Origin of the sequence: Bifidobacterium moraviense, from assembly GCF_012932365.1 — a bacterium.
Lineage (GTDB): Bacteria > Actinomycetota > Actinomycetes > Actinomycetales > Bifidobacteriaceae > Bifidobacterium > Bifidobacterium moraviense.
The window spans coordinates 1-21,996 of record NZ_JAAIIH010000011.1; the positions used below are offsets into that span (position 1 = coordinate 1).

Below are 21,996 nucleotides of genomic sequence, written 5' to 3' on the forward strand. Positions count from 1 at the left end.
TTGAAGCCGTCCTTCGTGGGGTTGCCCTCGGGGGCGACCACGAAGTAGGAGCCCTTGTCGTTCTTGGCCGCGTCCGTGGTCTTCCACACGGAGCCATCGGCACCCAGGAACGTGGTCACGAAGCCCTTGGTCACACCATCGGAGGCGGGCGTGAGCGTCAGATCAGCGTTCACGGCGTCCACCTTGGTGCCGACGACCGCATTGTTGGCCTTGAGCTTCCAGGACGTCACGGTCTGGTTGGCCTCACCGGTCTGCGGAATGGTGAACCAATCCGGAACGGTGAACGCGGCGCCGGGCTCAACATCCACGCCGAGCTTGTCGTTCACGGTACCGTCGGCCTTGGCGCCCTTCACAAAGCCGTACTGGGCTTTGTCGGAGCCGTCCACGAGCACCTGATAGGCATCCTTGGTCTTCGGAGCGGCGAAGGTGACGGTCAGCTGGGAGACGGTCACGTTGGAACCGGTCACGGTGGCCAGATCGGCCGCGGCCTTGGTCTGCTCGTTGGGGTCCGCGGAGGTGGTGTATACGTAGTCGGTGATCAGGCTGCGGTCGGCGATGTCGACCGGGAGCAGCGTGGCGGGGATGTTCTGATCCTTGGCCACGTAGAACTTCTCGGTACCGGCGGGGAACTGGACCTTGCCCGTCAGTCCGGCCTGAGAGAAGTCGAGCTCCGCGAGGTTGCTCTTGCTGGCGTCATTGGTGTAGCCGGAGGTCAGCCACAGCGCCTTGACGTCGACGTTATTGGTAGACGGGGAGGCGTTAACTGCCGCGTTCCAGTCGACCGGGGTGGTGCCATCAATGGTCCAACCACCGAAGTAGTAGGTGACGCCGTCGACGGTCTTCTCAGTGTTCGTGACCGCGACGCCGTAGCCCTCGTTCAGGTCAGCCAGGGACTCGCCCCTGTAGCCAGCATTAGTCGTCTTGACGGTCGTATTGCCATCCTTGAACGTGACCGTGAAGTCCGCGGCCTGCGCAGCGGCGTTCGCGGCGCTCACGCCCATCGTGGCGAGCATGGCCACCGACGCCAGGCCGGCCAGCGACGCGCGCCACACCTTGTTGTTTCCTGTCATGTCAGGAACCTTTCTTCTAGGGACAGGAGACAACAAGACGAATGGCGAAAGAAGAACGGGACAGGCCCGCATGTCGCTTGCCGCGGCTGCGCCCGCGGATGGCCGTCGGTCTCATGGGCCAAACGGGGAGATGGTCAGCGCGTTTCCCCCGCGACGTATCTCGTGCCGCGCCCCTCGCCCCGTTTCACGGCGGCTCCGCTCGCGACCAGTTCCCTGAGCAGTCTGCCGGCGCCGGATCGCGTCAGCCCCGTGGCCCGCTCCACGTCCGCGCGCGTGGCGCCGCCCGGTCTGGAGACGAGCGCAACCGCGGCATCCCGGTTCGAACCGGGAACCGTTGCGGGTTCCGGCTCGGACATGTTTCCGATGCCGGCGGCTTTCCCCGCGTCCTCTCCGCCGGGCCGGGCCGTGGGATTGTGCGAGGGCAGGACGAGACGGAACGCGTTGTCGCTGATCTCGAACCGGGGCTGCTCGCTCTCGCCCCTGTAGTCGTCGATGATCCGGGGCACGCCGGTGCCGTATGCCTCCACCCAGCCGAGCCGGTACAGCACGGCGGCGAGGTTCGGGTTGCGCTGCAGGGACGTGCCGAGCATCATGTCCCGCTCGGTCATGCCGGCGGGCAGACCGCCGAAGTTCACGAACTCCATCCGGTCGTCGAACACGCTGACCAGCGCCGGCCCGGCGAACGAGTAGTCACGGTGCACGACCATGTTCAGCAGCGCCTCGCGCACCACCGCCGGCGCGTAGTCGCGCTCGTCCACCCGCCGCAGCGACGCGTCGAACGTGGAGCGCGTGGAGTTGTACCGGCCCACCCATTCGGCCACGGCCCGGAACTGGGCGAGCAGGGAGCCCGAGAACTCCGCGCGCGCGTTGAACGTGCGCTTGTCCGTCCCCTCGAACACCGCCGTCTTGATCTGCGCCGTGCACTGGTCCGACAGCAGCCAGCCCAGATTCGTGTACGCGCCGTCCGCGACGGTCATCTTCAGCGTCCTCATGGCCGCGGGGCCGAACGCCACGCCCGCCTCCCGGAACGCTTCCCCGGCCGCGCCGAACGTGAGGTCCTGCTCCACGGACGGCGACTCCTCGAACGACAGGCGCGCGGAGCCGCGGATCATCGCCAGGATCGCGGCCTCCGTGGCGGGGATCGAGCCCGCCCCGAGCCGGACGTACACGCCGGCCGGCCGCGGCCCCTTGTCGCTCAGATAGTACGGGCGTTCCGTGCCGGGCTTCACGTCCACCGCCACGACGGTCCTCCCGTCGCGCACGTCGGCGTGGATGTCCGCGAAACGGGCCAGATCCGGTCTGATGCCGCCGTCGATGGCCTGCATCGCGCGCAGCATCACCGAGTCCGGGTCCTTTACACCGATGGTGTGGCCGTCGTCGTCCACGCCGATCAGGATCGTGCCGCCGCCGGAGTTCGCGAACGCGACCGCGGTCTTCTTCGCGTTGTCGTTCCAATCGAGCTTGAACTCGAGATGCTGTCCCTCGCGGTCCATGTCCTGCCCTCTCTCGACTGCCTTCTGCCATTTTCTGCTACTTTTCTACCACCAGTGGCAGAAAAGTAGCAGAAAATGGCAGAAGCGGCGGGAATCTCACCGGAGACGGGAACCCATGGGAGGACAGGGATGGATCCCGCGTCTTTCTGCCGCGTCGTATCTCCGATCGCGTCGCGTGACCGGATACGCCCTCCGGCGGAACTATGGCTCGGCCACGACGCCCGTGATGACCGAATAGGGAACGTCCTTCGTCCCATCGGTCGACCGCGCCGGTTCCCGCCGGCCTCTTTCCTTGCATCCAGTCGCTTCCTGCCACAGGGACTGTCTCCTGTCCCTAGAAGAAAGGTTCCTGACATGACAGGAAACAACAAGGTGTGGCGCGCGTCGCTGGCCGGCCTGGCGTCGGTGGCCATGCTCGCCACGATGGGCGTGAGCGCCGCCAGCGCTGCCGAGGATACGGCGCAGCAGGTGACCGATCTGGTCACGTTCGAGGGCTCCACGCTTGCTGATGCGACTCTTGACGGTTACAAGGGCGAGTCTCTGGCCGATCTGGTTGGCGGTTACGGCGTCACTCCGGCCGGCATCGACGCAAACAGCACGAAGGACGGCAAGTACTTCGGCGGCTGGACCGTCGACGGCACCACCCCGGTGGACTGGACCGCCCCGGTGACCGGTAAGGTCACCGTCAAGCCGCTGTGGCTGACCTCCGGCTACACCGACGGCTCCAACAAGAGCAACCTCGCGCTGCTCGACTTCACCGCCGCGGCATCCGAAGTGAAGCTGCCCGCCGGTACCGCGAAGTTCTACGTGGCCAAGGACCAGAACATCCCCGCCACGCTGCTCCCGGTCGATGCGCCGAACCGCAAGCTGGTGACCGACTACGTGTACACCACCTCCGTGGACACCAACAAGCAGACCAAGGCCGCGGCCGATCTGGCCACGGTGACCGGCTCCAACGTGACCGTCTCCCAGCTGACCGTCACCTTCCAGACTCCGCAGACCGAAGAGGCTTACGCGGTGACTCTGAACGGTCTCACCAAGGCTCAGTACGGCTATGTGAAGGGCGCCAAGGCCGATGGCACCAAGGACACCACGCTCATCGCGGATGTCGCCTACAACACCGAGTACACCGTTCCGGATTGGTTCACCTTCCCGCAGACCGGCGAGGCCAACCAGACCGTGACGTCTTGGACTGATACCTCCCACAACAACGCGGTCGTCGGCAACAAGCTGACCGTGGCCTCCGATACCACGCTCGTCCCCACCAAGGGCGACGCCGGCGTGACCAAGGGCTACGTGGCCACGTTCCTTGCCGACCAGGACGGCGCCGTGTGGAAGACCACGGATGCCACCAAGAACGACAAGGGCTCCTACTTCGTGACCGTGCCCGAGGACAACCCGACGAAGGACGGCTTCAAGTTCGCCGGCTGGAAGGCCGTGGACGCCGCCGCCCCGTTCGGCGACAAGCTGATCCAGGCCGAGAGCGACGGCACCTGGCCGCTGTTCCAGAGCCTGCCGCTGACCTCCAACGTCACGTTCTACCCGGTGTTCACCAACCGTGACACCAAGCTCGTGGTCACCTTCCGCGACAAGAACTACAACGGCTCCCAGAAGGACGTCAAGGTCGAGGTGACCGTTCCGGGCACGCTCGAGAAGTCCCAGGCCCCGGCTTGGACCCGCGCCGGCTACACGCTGGACGGCTGGTTCGTCGACAGGAACAACAACGGCACCCAGGACACCGGCGAGGAGTACGACTTCACCGAGTGGCTGACCGACGCCAAGGGCGACTTCACGCTGACCGCCAACTGGGAGCGCGCCACCGCCGACAAGGCCAAGGCCGCCCTGAACTACATCGTTCCGAAGTCCCAGGCTGACTTCTACCAGAACGCGCTTGGCGAGGCCGCGACCGGCACTGCCAACGACGGTTCTGACTTCACCGACGATACTTTCGCCGCGTACGAGACCGCGTACAAGGCTGCCGTGGAGAAGTACGCGACCGACGTGTACAACAACCCGAACACCACCGCCACCGAGGAAGCCTCCGCCGCGATCATCAACGATCTGAACGCCGCGCTCCAGAAGCTGCAGTTCAAGCACAACGGCGGCGCCGAGTACGACGCCCAGGGCAAGCTGCAGGGCGTGCACCGTCTCTACAACGGCGCTCTGAACAGGCACTTCTACTCCAACGACGCCAACGAGATCGGCAAGCTGACCTCCACCCAGTACACCAACAGCGGCTGGCAGGACAACGGCGTGATGTTCTACGGCACCTCCGACGCGTACGCTGACGCTCCGGCCGGCATCGAGGCGATCGTGACCGAGTACGTGCGCTTCTTCAACCCGGGCACCGGTGACCACGTGTACACCGTCGCCGGCGGCGAGGAGGACACGAACCTCAAGGCCAACGCCGAGTGGAACCGCGAGGGCACGGCGTTCTACGTCCCGTCCTTCAACGGCACCCAGGAGGTGTCCCGCTACTACAACGAGGGCACCAACCGCCACCTGTTCTCCAGCTCCGCGTCCGAGCAGGCCGGTCTGGTCCAGAACGGCTGGAAGCTCGAGGGTAACGGCTACGCCTTCAAGGGCATCTGATCTAGAATCCGCATAACGGATATCTGATCCGAATAGAGCCCAAGGGGTCTCCCGGAATCATCCGGGAGACCCCTTTCCGCGTTTCCGGACTCTGGTCCGGACGGCTGCGGTCAGCTTCTTTCGGCCGCTAACATGCCGTTCTCACCACGTAAGCTTGAAGTTGCCGTCGTGCTGGTTCAGGTTCGCGTTGATGAACCGCCCCTTCTCGACGGTCGCGTTCCAGCGCATGCGGAACCGCTCGTACTCGCCCGCGGAACGACGCCGTTTCGCGGGATCCCTCTCGTCACGTCCGCGACTGGTGAACTCGTTGTGGTACAGCACGGCGTCCGGCTCGTAGACCACCAGATAACCCGCCTGCCCCACTTTGAGGGCGAGGTCCACATCATTGAGCACCACGGCGAGCTTCTCGTCGAATCCACCCACCTCGTCGAACACGGCGCGACGCACCATCTGGCACGCGCCGGTCACCGCCGCCACGTCCCACGGCAGACGCATGGTGTCCATGTAGCCGGGATCGTCGACCGCGAGATCGTAGCCCAGGTACCCGCACAGGTTGTCGCCCACCCAGATGCCGCCATGCTGCACGATGCCGTCATGGCACACGAGCTTCGCGCCGACCATGCCTACGTCGCCCCGCGCCATGAAGTTCACCATCGACCCCAGCCAGCCGGGAGCCACCACCTCGGTGTCGTTGTTGAGGAACAGGACGATCTCCCCATCGGTGTGCGCGGCACCGTAGTTGCAGATCGCGGAGTAGTTGAACCCGCGCCCCTTCCACGTGACCACGCGGACACGGTCCGATTCCTTCCGGATCCGCTCGTAGTAGGCGAACGTCTCCGGCTCCGTGCTGTTGTTCTCCACCAACGTGACGTCGTAGTTCGCGTATTCGGTCCTCTCCAGCACGGACCGCACGCAGTTGGCGAGCACGTCCGCGTGGTCCTTGGTGGGGATCACGATGCTGACCTTCGGCTCATGGTCAAACGCGTACGTGGTCCGGTACCGGCATGCGCCGGTCTCCCGCACGTCAGCCCTCACGCCGGTCCTCTCGAAGTGCGCGGCAAGCGCGCGACGCCCGGCCTCGCCGCGCGCGGCCTCGTCCGTGGTACCGGTCCCGGCACGGCGGTGGCAGAGCATGAAGGGCACACCGCGCACCTCGCGCGCGACCTCCATGGCACGCAGCCGCAGGTCGTACCCGTACGCGGGCGTGATCTCGCCACCCGGCAGATCGATATGATCCAGCGCATGGCGGCTCACCACCGTCATGCGTCCCATGTAGTCGTACGAATACATCAGATCCCGGTTGAAACCGGGCTTGAACAGCGGATCCCGGTACGTGCCGGCATCCAGCACGTCCTCGTCGCAGTACAGCAGGTCCGCATCGGGATGGTCAGCCAGCTCGGCAGCGAACCGGTACAGGGCATCCGGCTCCAGCACGTCGCCGCACCCCAGAAACGCCACGTAGTCGCCCTCGGCCACGCATACGCCGGCGGTGATGAGGTCCGCCGCGTCATTCCCGTCGGCCTTCACGCTGCGGACGCGCGGATCGTCGCGCACCACGGCGGGAGCCTCGCCGTCTTCCGGAGTCACGACGACGAGCTCGAAGTCCGGGTAGGACTGCGCGAGCACCGAACGCACCGCGTCCTCCGCGTGCGGCGAGCCGTCTGCGGTCATGACGACGCTGAAGCGCGGCCTGTGTTTCCAACCGGCGATCACGACGCGCTGCGCCTCCAGATCGCCGTACGAGGCGCGGTGCTTCTCCAGCCACTGGGGATACGCGCCGTCCGCATGCACGTTACGCGTGTAGTCCCGCGCGCCGTTGACGTACCCCTCGTAGGCGGGCGGCAGGAGGCACGCGAAGTTCCCCACGGCTCCGTCGATCCCGCGACGGGTCACGCTGATGCACACCGTCCGGGCACTCTCGGGCAGACGGATCGAATAGAGACGTTCCCGGTCCCGCAGGAGAGGATCGTCGTGCGAGGCGGTCTCGGCGTCCTCGATGACGATCGGCTCGACGCCGATCCGGTTCGCGGCCCCGTCGTACACGGCGATGTCGTACACGGCGCTCGGGATGAACTCGTCGCGCACCACGAAACGGCACGAGACCTCGCCGCCGCCGATCGGGTACATGCCCGGCACGAACACGCGCAGCCCCTCATGCCGCCGGCGCTCGTCGATGTCGCGCATTCGTGCGGCCTCCTCGGGGTGGAAGCGGTACGTCAGACGCGACCGCACCTTGGAACGCAGGGGACTGAACGGGAACGAGAACAGCGGCTCATTGGACGGGGTTCCCCGACCGTACAGGCGCACGTCCAGATCGGTGCCGTCCAGCAACGGCACCGCTACCACGAACGACACGACGCCGGTCCCGTCCCCGGCATGCGCGTCGCCGTCAAGCCGCACCGCGGCCGGATCCTCCGCGGGGAAGCCGAACGGGTACACCGCGCACGCGATCTCGGCGCCGTTGGCGGCGACCGCTCTGGCGTACAGGTCCTCCGCCCGGACGCCCGGCGCGGACAGCCTGACGTACCCTCTGCCGTTGCCCCTGCACATGCCTTCCAACGCAAACGCCATCTCGTGCTCTCCTTGCCCCGTTCGCCGACTGTCTGGAATGTTTTCCAGAGTACCGGTCACGCCGGATGCCGTGAGCGCATGCCGGAGTCGTCGGCGCTTCGGTACAACGCAAAGGGGTTCTTCCGGAATTATCCGGAAGAACCCCTTCAGGCTTTAGCGTCTATATCGCTGTCCGACTATGCGGACGTGGATCAGATGCCCTTGACCGCGAGACCCTCGACGGTCCAGCCGGTGCCCTGCAGCGTGGCCTGCTCGGAGGCGGACACGGACAGCAGGTGACGGTTCAGCTCGCCGTTGTAGAGGCGGTTGACCTTGGTGGTGCCGGTGAAGGTCGGCGCGTAGAACGCGGCGCCCTCCTCATTCCAGGAATCCTGCGGCTTGAGCGCGTTGTACTCATCGCCGCCCTCGACGGTCCACACGTGGTCGCCGGTGGACGGGTTGAAGAAGCGGACGTAGTCCGTCAGGATCGGGGTGACGACATCCTTCAGAGCCTTAGTATCTTCAGTGAAGGAAGCAAGCGCGTCAGCGTACTGGTCGCCCTTCTTAGCAGTGTAGAAGAGCACGCCTTCGTCGTTCCAGCCGCCATCGGTCGTCAGCTTCTGGGTGAGCATAAGGATCTCGGCCGGGTCGGCGGAGTAGAAGTGCTCGCCCTGGGTGGGGCTGAACAGACGGTGCACAGCCGTGCCGTCGAGGGTGACGTCCTGGCCACCGTTGTGCTCGAAGACGAGCTTCTCCCAAGCGTCCTTCAGCTCGGAGACGAGCTTCGCAGCGGTCTCGGCAGAGGCCTTACCATCCTGAGAGGCGAATACGGCCTGATCGTACTCCTTACGCACGTTGGTGTACGCGGCGGAGTAGGTCTTCCAGGAGTCGGCGGTGAACAGCGCCTTGTAACCGTCAACGTTCAGGCCGGTGGTGTACTTGTTGGACTCAGCGGGCACGTACTTCAGAGCGGCGGGCACGATGTCGGCTTCAACCTTGATCCACACAGGGGTGAGCACGAAGTCGTTACCGCTGTTCACGTCGGAAGCGACCTGAGCGTCGAAGTCGAAGTCGTTGCCGTTGTAGGTCCAGCCCTTGAGCACGTAGCCGTCACGGGTCCAGGACGGGGCCTGGTCCTCGGACAGGAAGTCGTTGCCGTTGACCTTCACGGCCACGTCGGCGTTCTTGCCGTCGTAGTCGGCATCCCTGAACGTGACCTTCAGCTCGGAGGTCGTGGCCTGCCACTGGGCGGTGAGAGTGATCGCCGACTTCGTGTAGTTGACTCGCGGGCTGTTGTCCGCATCGCTCGACGCGGTCCAGTCGATGATCTTGCCGCTCGGGTTCGCCCAGCCCTTGAACACGTAGCCGTCCTTGGTCGGGGCGGTCGGCTCCTTGGCGAAGCCGTAGGTGCCGTTGCCCTGATCCATCAGGACGCGCTCACCGGCGACGGAGGTGCCGCCCTTGGAATCGAACTTCACCACGACGTACTTGACGACGGAGGCCTCATCGATCTCGAAGGTGTCGCCGTCCTTGACGTTGGCGATGTCCTCGCCGACCTTGGTGGAGTGCTTGGTGCCCGGCTCGTTGATCCAAGCGCCGAACGTGACCTTATCCTTGGTCGAGTCCGTGGGGTCCGCAGTCGGCGTGATGATCGTCGGCGCGGCGTAGGAGTTGGCGGTGGTGTCGACCAGCAGGTCGTCGTCATTGGCACCATCGGCGTACGCGTTCAGCGCGTAAGAGGTGCTAGCGAGACCGGTGCCGGACTTGCCGTTGAAGCGCAGGGTCTTGACATCGGAGGCAAACTCCTTGGCCTTGACCGTGACGGTCGCGGCGCCATCCTTCGGACGGGTCACGGCGATCTTGTCGAGCGCGTCGACGGTGCCGTCGGCGATCTTCGTGGTGTCCACGCCGGCGCCCTCCACGGACCAGGCGGTGGTCAGCTGGCCGTCGGCCTTGTCGGTCGGGGCCTGACGGGCGTCAAGGGTGGAGCCCTTCAGCACGTAGCCGGTGGCGTCACCCAGCGGGTAGAAGCCGTAGTCGCCCTCGAAGGTGACCGCGACCACGTCGACGTCGTCGGCGTACTTCGCCACGACCTTGGTGTTAGCGGTCAGCGGAGCGGTGAAATCGAACGGCTGTCCGTCCTCTCCGTAGTAACCGATGAACTTACCGGACGGGGCGGCAGAACCAGAAGCGACAATATCAGCATCGCTAGGCGTCTTGACAATGCCCGCGAGCGCGTCCACGAGGGAATCGCCGTAAGTGACTTCCTGAGTGCCATAAGTCTTGCCGTTGTAAACGAACGTGACCTTCGGATCAGCAACATCCGGGGTCGTCGCGGCGTTGGCCGTGCCGGCCACCACGCCCATCGTGGCGAGCATGGCCACCGACGCCAGGCCGGCCAGCGACGCGCGCCACACCTTGTTGTTTCCTGTCATGTCAGGAACCTTTCTTCTAGGGACATCGGGTCTTCATTGGGGACTCTCCCCATCCCGACTATGAACTTTTCTACCCCTACCCATGGAGATTTGTCAACTTCGGGAGCTCTTTGCGACACGCATCCGAGTTGGTTTCAAGGTTTCTCTCAGGTTCGGCGCTTATGATCACGTCGTTTTGAGCCTGTGGCGTAGCGAATCGCGGAAACACGCCGAAGCCTGCGCCGGCCGCCAAATACGGCCCGCCTCGGGGCCCACGGCCGCGGAGACGCCCCCCCCCCGCCGTTTTCCGGCGACCGGACCGTATGTTTCCAGCGTGTTACATCCGATAGCGGGATATAGGAAACGCCCATACCGATTCCACCGCGGATTTCCCTTTGTACCCGCATTAGGGTATAGTCAGCGCTGAGCATGGAGGGCGGTAGCCAAACATACTCTTCACAATAATCGGGACATCGGTGCTGAGAATGCCCGGTAGCTGGCCAGCCAGCTACCGGGCATTCTCAGTTCTGGAGCGAGGCCGTGCCGCTCACCACTGCAGCTTGAAGTGTCCGTCGCGCTGCACCAGGTTCGCGCCGATGAATTCACCCTCCGGGAAGTTCACCCAGCGCGCACGGAAGCGGGACTCCTCGCCCATGATGCGCGCACGTCCCTTGGGGTTCATGCCGTCGCGTCCGCGGGTGCCGTACTCGTTGTGGTACAGCAGCGCGTCCGGGTCGAACACGGCGAGCACGCCCTCGTCCTCCGCGCGCAGGCACAGGTCCACGTCGTTGAACGCCACGGCCAGCTCCTCGTCGAACCCGCCGATCCGTTCGAACACCGAGCGGCGGATCATCTGGCAGGCGCCGGTCACGGCCGCGGCATCGTACGCGAAGCGCAGCGTACCCATGTACCCGGCGGCATCGCGGTTGAAGTTCTGGTTGATGTACTCGCACCCGTCGGACACCACCCACACGCCGCCGTGCTGCACCAGACCGTCGCGGTACAGCAGCTTCGCGCCCACCACGCCCACCTCGGGACGCGCGAAGAGCCCGGCCATGGAAGCCATCCAGCCGCGCTCGATCACCTCGGTGTCGTTGTTGAGGAACAGCAGCAGCTCGCCGTCGCACTGCGCGGCGCCGTAGTTGCAGATGGCCGAGTAGTTGAAGCCCTTGCCGGGCCAGCGCACCACGCGCACGGGACGGTCGTCCGCCTCCAGCTCCTCGTAGTAGCGGAACGTCTCCGGCTCCGTGCTGTTGTTCTCCACCACGGTCACGTCGAAATCCGGGTAGTCGGTGTTGGCGAACACGGCGTCCAGGCAGGTCCTGAGCAGCGGCACGTTGTCCTTGGTAGGGATGACGACGCTCACCTTGGGCGCCTTGCCCTCCGCGTGGGCGTACGCAGTGCGGTAGCGCGCCGTGACCGACGCGTCCCCGGCCGCCGACTCGTCCACGGACACCGTGGCGTCCACCTTCATGCGCGCCCAATGACGCTCCAGCGCCACGCGGCCCGCCTCCAGCGCGCCTTGGCCACCGCCGCGACCGCTGCGGCGATGCACCAGCACGTACGGCACGTGCCGCACGGCGCCGCCCTCCGCGCCCTGCAGCGCCAGATCGTACGTGTAGGCGTCCGCCACGGCGGCATCCGGCAGCGCCATGCGCTCCAGCGCGCCGCGGCTCACCATGAGCACGGAACCCACATAGTTCCCGGCGTACAGCAGATCCGGGTTGAGACCGGGCTTGAGCAGCGGGTCCGCGTAGCGACCGTCCACCAGACGGTCCTCGTCGCAGTAGAGCAGGTCCGCGGGCTCCGCATCGCCGTCATCGCCGGGCAGCACGGCCGCGGCGTAGCGGTACAGCATGTCCGGCTCCAGCACCATGTCCGGCGTGAGGAAACCGATGTAGTCGCCCTGCACGGCGCACACGCCGGCATTCGTCCAGTCCGCGATGCCGTCGCCGTCCGCGTTCAGTACGCGCACGCGATCGTCGTCCGCGCCGAACGTCTCCCCCACCAGCGCGCGCAGCGCCGGATCGTCGTCCGCGGGCGTGACCAGCGCCAGCTCGTACCTGCCGTACGACTGCGCGACCAGCGAGCGCAGCAGTCCGCGCGTCAGGTCGCGCTCGGCGTCGTTGCGCACCACGCACACAAGGCCGATCAGCGGCGGGTGCTCCCACGAGGCGACCAAGTCACGCTGGCGGCGCACGTCGTTCGCCGTGGCGCGGTGCTTCTCCAGCCACTGCGGGTAGGCGGGGTCCTGCGCGGCGTGCTGCAGCAGGCCATGCGCGCCGCCAAGGAAGCCGTCGAACATGGGCGGGGTGAGACAGGTGAAGTTCGCGGCGGGCGCGGCATCATGCTCGGCGCCTTCCTCGCGCACGCTCACGCACAGCGCCTTCATGCCGGCGGGGACGCGCAGGGAGTACGAGAGCTCGCGCAGGCGCACGCGTGCGTCGGCGCGGTGCCTGCTGGTGCCGTGCTCCAGCACGAGCGGATGCGCGTCCACCTCGTGCCCGGAGGCGTCCACCACCTGCACCGCGTACGTGGCGTCCTCACGGTACGGGAACGTGGCGTGGAGGCGGATGACCACGCTGCCGGGATCGTCCGAAGGGAAGATACCGGTGACATATATATAAGGTGCGCCGGAGAGGCGGCGCTGGTCGATGCCGCGGATCTGCGCGGCGATCTCGGGGTGCCGGCGGTACGTGAGGCGCGAGGTGATCTTGGAGTGCAGCGGTTTGACGGGGAACGCGGCGACCGTGACCGGCCGGGCATTCGCGTCCGACGCGCCGGCGGGCGCGGTGAGCGTGACGGCGAGGTTCGTGCCGTCGAGCATGGGCACGGCGACCACGCAGGTGAGCGCGGAAGCGGTGCCGTCAGTCGCAGCGCCGGCCGCATCGTCGCCCGCCGCACGCGCCGCCGCGGCGTCCTCGCCGGGGAAGCCGATGCGGTACACCGCGCACGGAATGGTCACGCCCGCGGACGTGACTGCCGCGGCGCACAGCGCGTCGGCATCGTTCGCGTTCAGTCCCGCACGCGCGGCGTCGATGCGCAGCTTGTAGTAGATCTTGCCGTCGCCGCGGCACATGCCTTCGATCGCGTAGCACGATTCGCTCACTTGCCTGTCCTGACCTTCCGCATCATGTTGTCGTTCAGCCACGTGTCGTAGCCGCGGTATCGAAGCCCTAGTGTATGCGACCGACCCAACGACGTCGCACGCGAAGCCGAATCGGGCGAGCATCGTGCGAGATTGGAGAGTTGACCGGTCACCCACTAGACTGTTAGCAGCCCATTACGTCCCACTTCACAGAGGTACGGTGTTCATGCCTGCGATCTCCATCGTCATTCCCGCGTACAACAAAGCCGACTATCTCGCTGCGTGCCTGAACAAGCTGCGGCAGCAGACCTTCGAGGACATCGAGATCGTGGTGGTCAACGACTGCAGCCCGGACAACACCCATGACGCCGTGGCCGAACTGGCCGCGCAGGACTCCCGCATCCGGCTCATCGACCAGCCGACCAATCAGGGCACGCTGGTGGCCCGCGTCACCGGCGCGCTGCAGACCACCGGCGACTACGTGACGTTCATGGATCAGGACGACGAACTCGAACCGGACGCCTGCGCCAAGCTCATGGACGAGATGACGCGCAAGCCGGTGGACATCCTGCACTTCGGCGTGAAGGTAGACGCCGCCAACGACCTCGCCGCAGGCGCCGCGCAGGGCATGACCGAGTACATGAACCCCAAGCCTCGCGAACTCTCCGGCGACGACATCCTCACCACCGTGTTCTCCGACGACGGCTACGACTGGAACGTGCACCACAAGCTGTACCGCGGCGACATGCTGCGCGCCGCCGTGGCCGATCTGGCGCACGAACGCCTGACCCGTCCGGACGACGCCTACATCTACTTCGCCGTCGCCGCGCATGCCAGCAGCTACCGCGCGCTGGCCGACGCACAGTGGTACGTCTATCATCTGGGACGCGGCGTCACGCTGGGCGACACGCTGACGCTCAGGACGTTCAAGGACATCAGCGATCAGGACGCCAAGGCGCTGGAGCTGGTGGACCGCTACGTGCACGACCACTGCAACACCGAGGCGGCGCACACCGCGCGCAAGGAGCTGTGCGCCAAGCTCATCGCGAACACCATGAACGAGTGGCAGGACCACATCGACGCGGCACACAAGGCCGAGGCGCTGGGCATCGTGCGCGACTCGTGGAACGACACGCTGGTGGCCACGGAACTGTACCGCTTCCTGCGCGATGCCGCCTACGACGCGCTGCAGCACTACCGCGAGGACGGCACCGTGCCAGCGAAGGACGACGAGGCGATCGAACGCTACCGCACGCTGATCGCCGGCCTGTACCCCGCCTACGACGACTTCACCACCGACGAGCGCTACGCCAGGATGAAGCACGACGCCGAACTGCACCTGAGCGAGTTCGAGTCCGACCGCACCATCGCCGACTGGAACGCGCAGCGGATCCGCATCTTCGTGACCACGCACAAGCCCGTGGACATGCCCAGGAGCAGGATCCTGCAGCCGGTGCAGGTGGGCGGCGGCCTCAAGGACCCGAACTCCCGGTTCAGGACCGCGTTCCACGACGACGACGGGGAGAACATCTCCGTCAAGAACCCCATGTACTGCGAGCTGACCACGCAGTACTGGGCGTGGAAGAACGTGGACGCCGACTACTACGGCTTCTGCCACTACCGCCGCTACTTCGACTTCTCCGCCACCGAGCACGAGGAGAACCCGTACGGCGAGGTGATGGACGACTACATCGACGCCGCCGCGGCCAAGGAGTACGGCCTGGACGACGCGACGATGACGAAGGCCATCGAAGGCTGGGACGTCATCACCACCGGCATCAAGGACCTGCGCGAGGTGATCGACAACCACGGCACCCCGAAGAAGCTGTACGCCGCCGCACCCAAGCTGCACCTCAGGGACCTGCGCCACGTGTACGACATCCTGTGCGCCATGCACCCGGACTACAAGGAGGACGCGGACGCGTTCCTGGACGGCAACACGTCCTGCTTCTGCAACATGTACATCATGCGCAAGGAGCTGTTCTTCGCCTACTGCGAGTGGATGTTCCCGATCCTCGAGGAGTTCGAGCGCACCACAGACATGGCCTCGTACAGCAAGGAGGCGCTGCGCACGCCCGGTCACCTCTCCGAGCGTCTGTTCAACATCTGGCTCATGCACCTCAAGCGCACCACGCCGGAGCTGAAGACCAAGGAACTGCAGTGCGTGCACTTCACCAACCCGGACCCGGCGCCCGTGCTGGAGCCGCTCAGCCCGGCCGTGGTGGACGGCAGGCCGATCGTGCCCGTGGTGTTCGCCGCGGACAACAACTACGTGGCGCAGCTCACCACCACCATCTACTCGGCCATGCGGAACGCCTCGCCAGACCGCTACTACGACGTGACCGTGCTGCAGAAGGACATCGCGTGGGAGCGCCAGGAGACCATGCGCCGGTTCTTCGCCGAGCGCTTCGACAACATGACGCTGCGCTTCGCGGACGTGAAGCGCGAGATCGCCGGATACAACCTCACCACCAGCAACGCGCACATCAGCATCGAGACCTACTACCGCTTCCTCATCCAGAAGGCGCTGCCGTTCTACGGCAAGGTGCTGTACCTCGACTCCGACATCGTGATCCGCGGCGACATCGCACAGCTGTTCGACACCGAGCTCGGCGACAACCTGCTGGCCGCCGTGCACGACGTGGACTACCTGGGCAACCTCAACATGAACGACGGCATCCGCATGAAGTACACGCGCGAGACGCTCGGCATGAAGCGCCCGTACGGCTACTTCCAGGCCGGCGTGCTGGTGCTCAACACCGCCGCCATGCGCCGCGCGTACACCGTGAAGCAGTGGCTGGAGTACGCCTCCGAGCCGAGCTACATCTACAACGACCAGGACGTGCTCAACGTGCACTGCGAGGGCCGCGTGACCTACCTGCCGTGGAACTGGAACGTGATGCACGACTGCGCGAACCGCGTGGCCAACGTGTTCAGCTACGCGCCCAACGCCGCATACGACGCCTACATGGAGTCGCGCCGCGATCCGCAGATCATCCACTACGCGGGCTTCGAGAAGCCGTGGACCAAGCCCGACTGCGACTTCGCGGACGTGTACTGGAGCTACGCGCGCGAGACGCCGTTCTACGAGATGCTCATGCAGCGCGTGGCGCAGGCAGCCGCGCAGCGCGCCGAGGAGACCGCCCGCCAGGTGGCTGCCGAAGTGGCCGCGCAGGCCCGGCCGAGGCACGACCGCGCCGTGGGCGAAACCAGCCCGCTGCGCAAGGTGATCGACCCGATCGCCCCGATCGGCTCCCGCAGGCGCGAGGCGCTCAAGGCCGTGGGACGCGCGGTGCGCGGACGGAAGTAGCGGCGGCGCGATAGACGCCGCAGACAACACGACTGGGCCGGACTCATCGGAATGATGAGCCCGGCCCAGTCATTGAGCGACAACTATTGAACCTTGTATATCCTGTATCCCTCAACATTGTCGATTATCGCGTACTTTCCGCTGCTCTCCAGCGCGGACGCACTGCCGTCGTCGTTGGTCAGCACGTATCCGACGTCCAGCTTCATGAGGTCCGCAACATCGACGTTCAGCTGGATCATATCCGGATTCAGCAGTTGGAACGAGGAATCCTCAGACGTCACCGTAGCGTGGAGATGGGCATAGCGGTTCCATACCTCATTGTCTGAGCCGTCCGGATCCAGCACCGCCCACAGATCCGGATTCGGATACGTGTTGGTGGCATTGATGGTCTTCGCTCCAGCCAATGTGGTGACGTTCGACTGCCAGCCCACGGCGGAGAACCACCGGGCGGAGGGATCCTGTTCCACGATCCTGCGCACCTGCGCCACGACGGGGTTGTCCGTCGCCACGGCGGTGCCACGTTGGACGGGATTCACCGCAACGCCGCAGACCACGGCTATGCAGACGCATGCCGCCACGATCAGACGATCCCGGCGCAGCAGCATCACGATCATCGCCGCAGCCAGCACCATCACGATCAGCAGCGTCTTCAGCCAACCCAGATATCGCGGCTCGACATGCCGCACGCACAACGCCACGCCAACGGCCAGCGCAACGGCGACGACGACCCTCCATGCACGTTCCCTGCCATCGCCCGGCGCGGACCACAGCGTAAGAGCACGGAACAGCAGCAACAGGTTCGCCAATGCGAACACGACTATCGTCCGGCCTCCGCTTGAATAGCTCATCAGCGTCGCCTTGGCCAGCCACGAAGGGAATCCGACAAAGCAATACACGCCGAGCAACACCGTGATCAACGTGAGCGCAATGAGCAGCTCATCACGTACGCGGCGTCCGAACAACAGCCATGCGGCCATCAGCAGGCCAAGCGGGAAGAAATCGAAGAAGCTCGTCCCCACTTCCTGCAGCGTGGTGCTGAGCTGGGCGCCATTACCCATGTAAGGCAGGAACAGGCTGATCGGATATCTGAAGACATCCAGCGTCACATCTCCGCCAGTCCCGATGCGTTTGCCCGGGTAGGCGGTGTTCATCATCGCGCTGATCGCATCCCTCGAAGTAAACACGACATGCAGCAACCCTGCGCAAAGCACGATGCCGGCACACACCAACACGGGGACGTCCTTCCGCGCACGGAACGCCAGCATCCGACGGTCCCGAATCAGCACGCCAGTCAACAGAGCGACCGTGAGCCACGCCATGGGGATCTCCCAAGCGGGATACAACGTCAGCGCGAATCCGCCGGAGCAGAGCACCAGCGGCACCGCCAACAGGATCTTCCGACGAAGAGAATCGGTCAGGAACATCGCGCGGAAGCACAGAATGACGACCTCCGAGAACACGATCATCTCCACGAAGGCGTTGATCGCAAACCACCACTGGACGACCGGGGCCCAAGCGACCAGCGCGGCCAACGCGACCGAGAGCCGCTTGCCGCCGTTCGTCAGCATCATGCCGAACTCGAACGTGGCCATGAACAGTGCCACAAGTCGAGCGCACCAGAAGAACGCCAAACCGTGATCCAGCCCAAACAGCAGATACCCCCACTGGAAAGGACGGAAGACCATGGCGATGTCCCAGACGGGCTGACCGTACACGACGAACATGTCGGTGGGCACACCGCGGAAGACCTCGCCGAAATACGGGAAACGACCCTGCGGATCCAGGAACTGCGCGATCGCCATGGGGGTGTACAGCGCCCACTCATCGGTACGGGATCCACGCGGCGTTCCCATGACGATTCCCGGCGTGTAGTCGCCCGGCAGACTCTGTCCCCAAGCACCTATCGAGGACCCGGAAAACGAGCAGCACGTACCGACGGCAACCACCAACGCCGCGATCCAGAAGCGGTACCGATAGACGAATGCGCCGCTGCGCTTGGGGTACGTCAGGCAGATCAGAACGGCCGAGAAGACCGCAACAGCGATCACAAGGGTGACCGTTGCGCCTTTGACGGTGGAAAGTAGACCGACGGACGCAGCGGCGAACGCCCGGAGCGAGAACAAACCACTATCATCGAAAGTCTGCGGCAGCACCCGATACAGCGCCAGAAACGCCGTGACGGCAACCGCCATCGCCAAGGAACGACACGCATCGACCATACGAAGCGTCATATGCGCATGTTTACCGATCATATTCTCCCATTGCTCTTACGCATGATTCCCGATTTCACGCCTGATGACGCCCAGTGCCATCTTCAGCGCGCCGAACACCAGCCGGTACGCGGCGACGATGAGGCAGGTGATCCCGTATACGACAAACAACCGCACGATCATCGACGGATACTGCATGCGCAGATCCATGCCGGTCCAGTTGATCACCAGCACATGGTACAGGTACACACCCAGAGACAGCCCCGAAAGCGCCTTGATGCAGCGCTTCGCCACGTTCGGCAATCTGCGGAGCAACGGCTCCAGCGCGCGCAGGAACAGGAACAGCGAGAACGCCTGGATGACCGCGAACAGCGAGCCAGCGCTGATGACGTAGCTGTTGTACGGCCTGTCCGGCCCCAAGTTGCCGTAGTGATTGGACCATACGCTGACGAAGGCCATGGTGGCGCCCATGCCGAGAAAGACCAATGCGGAGACCCAAGCCGGGACACGGTCGAACACGCCGAAACGATGGATGTAGTAGCCGCCCACGAAGAACAGCACCGGCGTGGTGAACAGATGCCAGGCGAACAGCGTGGAGTAGGCCTTGGGCGACAGCCCGAGCCAGCTGGCGAAGGGGAACAGCACCGACACCACGAAGCAGACGACGATGACGTATTCCAGCGTCTCCTTCTTCTCGGCGAGCCAGGACAGGATGGGGGTCAGCATGTACAGGTAGATGATGTCGTAGAAGAACCAGTACGTGTCGTTGATGTCGTTCGTCAGGAAGCGCTTGGCGAAGTCGATGACGCTGCGTGTGGTGAACCGGTCCGCGGCGTAGAACGACTGCGGGAACGAGCTGTAGATCAGGTAGCAGACGATGCTGCCGGCCAGCAGCGCCTTGCCGGTTCGCCAGACCCGCTTCCTGAAGAACGTCCACGTATCGTACTTCTGCCGGTACGCCAGCAGGTTCATGCCGCTGATCATGAAGAAGATCGGGATCGCGAAGATGTTGAACGCCTGCATCGTCGCGGAATTGATCCAATCCTGCGTGGGACGCGGGTTGAACACGTCGACCGAGATGTGCAGCGCCACCACCGCGATGCAGGAGACGATGTTGAGCACGTCGGCGAAGATCAGTCGGCTGCCGTTCATCGGCACGGGTGCGGGAACGTTCTCCGAACGCGGCCGTGCCGCATGACTAGCTCTGATCATCGTTCCCGTCTTCTCCTTATATGTTCAGCGACGCTGCCGGTGTCCATGATAGCGAACGACGACACCCGCCGACGCGTATGACCCGCGTCGGATCAGCGCTTCGGCGGCGCAATCCCGCCGGCGCCACTCTCCGATCGCGCGCGCATCGCCATGACGACGAACAGCGGCATCGTGCACATGAGCGGGAACACGTAGCGCGTCGCCTCCTGATACAGCGACGTGGGACCGACGTACAGCGACGCCATGGTCAGCAGCATCGGTCCGAGCCACACAAGCGCCTGCCATCGTTCGCCCCTTCTGCGGCTCACCGCGAGGAACAGGCACAGGAACGGCAGGATGCCGCCCCACAGCGCCTTGGTGAGCAGGACGTTCAGCACCGGGGTCAGATGCTCGACCGCGTCCATGTAGGCAAGGAAAGCGCTGCCCTTGGCGAACTTGTCCCATCCCGGCACCGTGGTCACGTCGTCATAATGGTGCTGCGAATCGGAGGGAATGTCGATGTCCGCGCCGCCGGTATTCGCCAGACCGTCCGCCGTGGGGAACGAGAACCAGCCGGCGTTGAGCCCCGCCGCGGCGCTGACGTATGCCTGCGGATTGATGACCGCATGCTTCATCCAGATCCGGAGGAAGGCGCTCTTCGTTTCCGGAGTGATCTGGACCGGATCCTTGATCGGATCCGCGGCGGTATACAGGTAGGCGGACGCCAGACCATCGACGTCCGTGGCGTAGAACGACCGCAGGAACTCCCGTTCCGACTCCGAGAACGAGTCCGGATCCGTGATCTCCGCCTTGGCCACCTGCTGGAGCAGCAGCGCCAACGACTCCTGCTCCCGCCCCGGCTCGATGGTGATGTACCGCGCTCCCACCTGCGGAATCACGGTGTTGGACACCAGTATCACGCTGACGCCCAACACCACGCAGGCCGCCTTGCACGGCACCTTCAGCCTGGAGAACACCAGCAGGCACATGGCGCCGAGCACGATCAGCGCGCCCGTCTTCTTGGAGACGCCCATCGCCACGCAGACCAGCCAGAACGGGATGACGAAGCCGACGCTCATCAGCCGGCGTCCGCCGGTGCGCATCAGCTCGCCGAACATGATGACGAACACGACGAACAGCGGCGCGAAGATCGTGTCCTTGGCCAGCGTGCCGAACATGCGGGGGAACGCCGGGCACAGCGCGAACAGCACCAGAGTCGCGAAACGCCATCCCCAGCCCACCCCGTACCGATCCATGTACGTCACCGCGGAGCCCAGCGCGGCCGCGGCGGCGATCGACTGGAGCACGATCAGCACGAACAGGCCCCCCAGAGCGTTGTTCCACAGCAGGATGCCCAGATGCTCGAACATCCCGAACAGCAGGGAGTCAACGAACGGATGCTGGTCCCACAGCTCCAGCGGGTCGGACAACGCCTGCGTCATCTGCAGCGTCGTATCCCACCAGTAGATGCCCGGATAGGACAGCACGAGGTACGGCAGCCAGCAGACCATGATAGTCGCGGCCGCGATCCCGGTGCCGCGCAGCGACCAGTCCAGCCCGTACAGGCGCCGAATGCGGCCGGTCAGTCCCGGACGTATCGCCGCAGCGTTCGCAGGAATCGCGTTGTCATCCGCCTCGTCGGCCACATCATGCTTGTGATGACCCCGATGGTCACGGCTCCGGTGATCGCCGATCACCATCCACACTCCGGCGAAGGCCGCCACGAACATCACGGAGAACATCACGATCAGCACGAACAGCTTCGCACTGAGCAGATCGACCTGCCCCTGGTTGTAGCTGGCGTACGTGCACAGGCCGAACAGCACGCCCAACAGCACGGGAACCACATACTGCCATGAGAGGACGCGGGATTCCGCAGCCTTCGCGGCGCGCGTCCCGCCCTTGTCCGAACCGTCGACCATCTTTCCCAGCACTCTCAAGAACCTTTCCTTCGCGGCCCGGATCACGGCGCTGCTGCGCCGGACGACTCGAGAGCCGCAAGCACATCGCAGGGTCCGCTCGTAAGCGGCGGAATCACGGCCGCATCAACGTATCAGAACCATATCATGCCGTTGCGC

The 21,996-nt window shown here is 65.0% G+C and carries 10 protein-coding genes; 2 read left to right on the forward strand and 8 right to left on the reverse strand.

The window, feature by feature from the left end:
• A partial coding sequence (locus tag G1C96_RS07140; RefSeq protein ID WP_169275907.1) for a hypothetical protein occupies window positions 1-1,070 on the reverse strand: 1,070 nt, incomplete at its 3' end.
• A 134-nt stretch (window positions 1,071-1,204) separates the two neighbouring features.
• Window positions 1,205-2,563 carry an RNA-binding domain-containing protein gene (locus tag G1C96_RS07145; RefSeq protein ID WP_169275908.1) on the reverse strand — a complete coding sequence of 453 codons (1,359 nt, stop codon included), beginning with the start codon at window positions 2,561-2,563 and terminating at the stop codon, window positions 1,205-1,207.
• 354 nt (window positions 2,564-2,917) lie between these two features.
• On the opposite strand from G1C96_RS07145, the gene G1C96_RS07150 reads away from it, so the two are divergent.
• Entirely contained in the window at window positions 2,918-5,155 is a 2,238-nt protein-coding gene (locus tag G1C96_RS07150) for a hypothetical protein (RefSeq protein WP_169275909.1), read from the forward strand.
• Window positions 5,156-5,296: 141 nt separating this feature from the next.
• Here G1C96_RS07150 and G1C96_RS07155 read toward each other — a convergent pair whose 3' ends face one another.
• From G1C96_RS07155 to G1C96_RS07165, 3 genes are all read right to left on the reverse strand, one after another.
• A complete protein-coding gene (locus G1C96_RS07155) occupies window positions 5,297-7,726 on the reverse strand; it encodes a glycosyltransferase family 2 protein (RefSeq protein ID WP_169275910.1) in 2,430 nt (809 codons plus the stop codon).
• A 191-nt stretch (window positions 7,727-7,917) separates the two neighbouring features.
• Window positions 7,918-10,140, reverse strand: a complete 2,223-nt coding sequence (locus tag G1C96_RS07160; RefSeq protein WP_169275911.1) for an InlB B-repeat-containing protein — start codon at window positions 10,138-10,140, stop codon at window positions 7,918-7,920.
• Window positions 10,141-10,666: 526 nt separating this feature from the next.
• The gene (locus G1C96_RS07165; protein WP_169275912.1) at window positions 10,667-13,228 is read right to left on the reverse strand and encodes a glycosyltransferase family 2 protein; all 2,562 of its coding nucleotides are present in this window, start codon (window positions 13,226-13,228) and stop codon (window positions 10,667-10,669) included.
• Between the two features lie 205 nt (window positions 13,229-13,433).
• Between G1C96_RS07165 and G1C96_RS07170 the strand changes: the two genes are divergently transcribed.
• Window positions 13,434-16,517 carry a DUF4422 domain-containing protein gene (locus G1C96_RS07170; RefSeq protein WP_169275913.1) on the forward strand — a complete coding sequence of 1,028 codons (3,084 nt, stop codon included), beginning with the start codon at window positions 13,434-13,436 and terminating at the stop codon, window positions 16,515-16,517.
• 83 nt (window positions 16,518-16,600) lie between these two features.
• On the opposite strand, the gene G1C96_RS07175 is transcribed toward G1C96_RS07170, so the two are convergent.
• From G1C96_RS07175 to G1C96_RS07185, 3 genes are all read right to left on the reverse strand, one after another.
• Complete coding sequence (locus G1C96_RS07175) at window positions 16,601-18,769, reverse strand: DUF7657 domain-containing protein (protein ID WP_169275914.1); 2,169 nt, start codon at window positions 18,767-18,769, stop codon at window positions 16,601-16,603.
• Between the two features lie 15 nt (window positions 18,770-18,784).
• Window positions 18,785-19,939 (reverse strand): acyltransferase, encoded by a 1,155-nt coding sequence (locus G1C96_RS07180; protein ID WP_169275915.1) that lies wholly within the window; start codon window positions 19,937-19,939, stop codon window positions 18,785-18,787.
• A 92-nt stretch (window positions 19,940-20,031) separates the two neighbouring features.
• Window positions 20,032-21,852: a DUF6020 family protein gene (locus G1C96_RS07185; RefSeq protein ID WP_335341937.1), complete on the reverse strand. Its 1,821-nt coding sequence runs from the start codon at window positions 21,850-21,852 to the stop codon at window positions 20,032-20,034.
• Window positions 21,853-21,996: the final 144 nt, after the last annotated feature.

Coding starts and splice junctions, on each gene's coding strand:
- G1C96_RS07175 (WP_169275914.1), bottom strand. CDS start 18,769: ATGATCGGTAAACATGCGCATATGACGCTTCGTATGGTCGATGCGTGT.
- G1C96_RS07155 (WP_169275910.1), bottom strand. CDS start 7,726: ATGGCGTTTGCGTTGGAAGGCATGTGCAGGGGCAACGGCAGAGGGTAC.
- G1C96_RS07145 (WP_169275908.1), bottom strand. CDS start 2,563: ATGGACCGCGAGGGACAGCATCTCGAGTTCAAGCTCGATTGGAACGAC.
- G1C96_RS07160 (WP_169275911.1), bottom strand. CDS start 10,140: ATGACAGGAAACAACAAGGTGTGGCGCGCGTCGCTGGCCGGCCTGGCG.
- G1C96_RS07180 (WP_169275915.1), bottom strand. CDS start 19,939: ATGATCAGAGCTAGTCATGCGGCACGGCCGCGTTCGGAGAACGTTCCC.
- G1C96_RS07170 (WP_169275913.1), top strand. CDS start 13,434: ATGCCTGCGATCTCCATCGTCATTCCCGCGTACAACAAAGCCGACTAT.
- G1C96_RS07150 (WP_169275909.1), top strand. CDS start 2,918: ATGACAGGAAACAACAAGGTGTGGCGCGCGTCGCTGGCCGGCCTGGCG.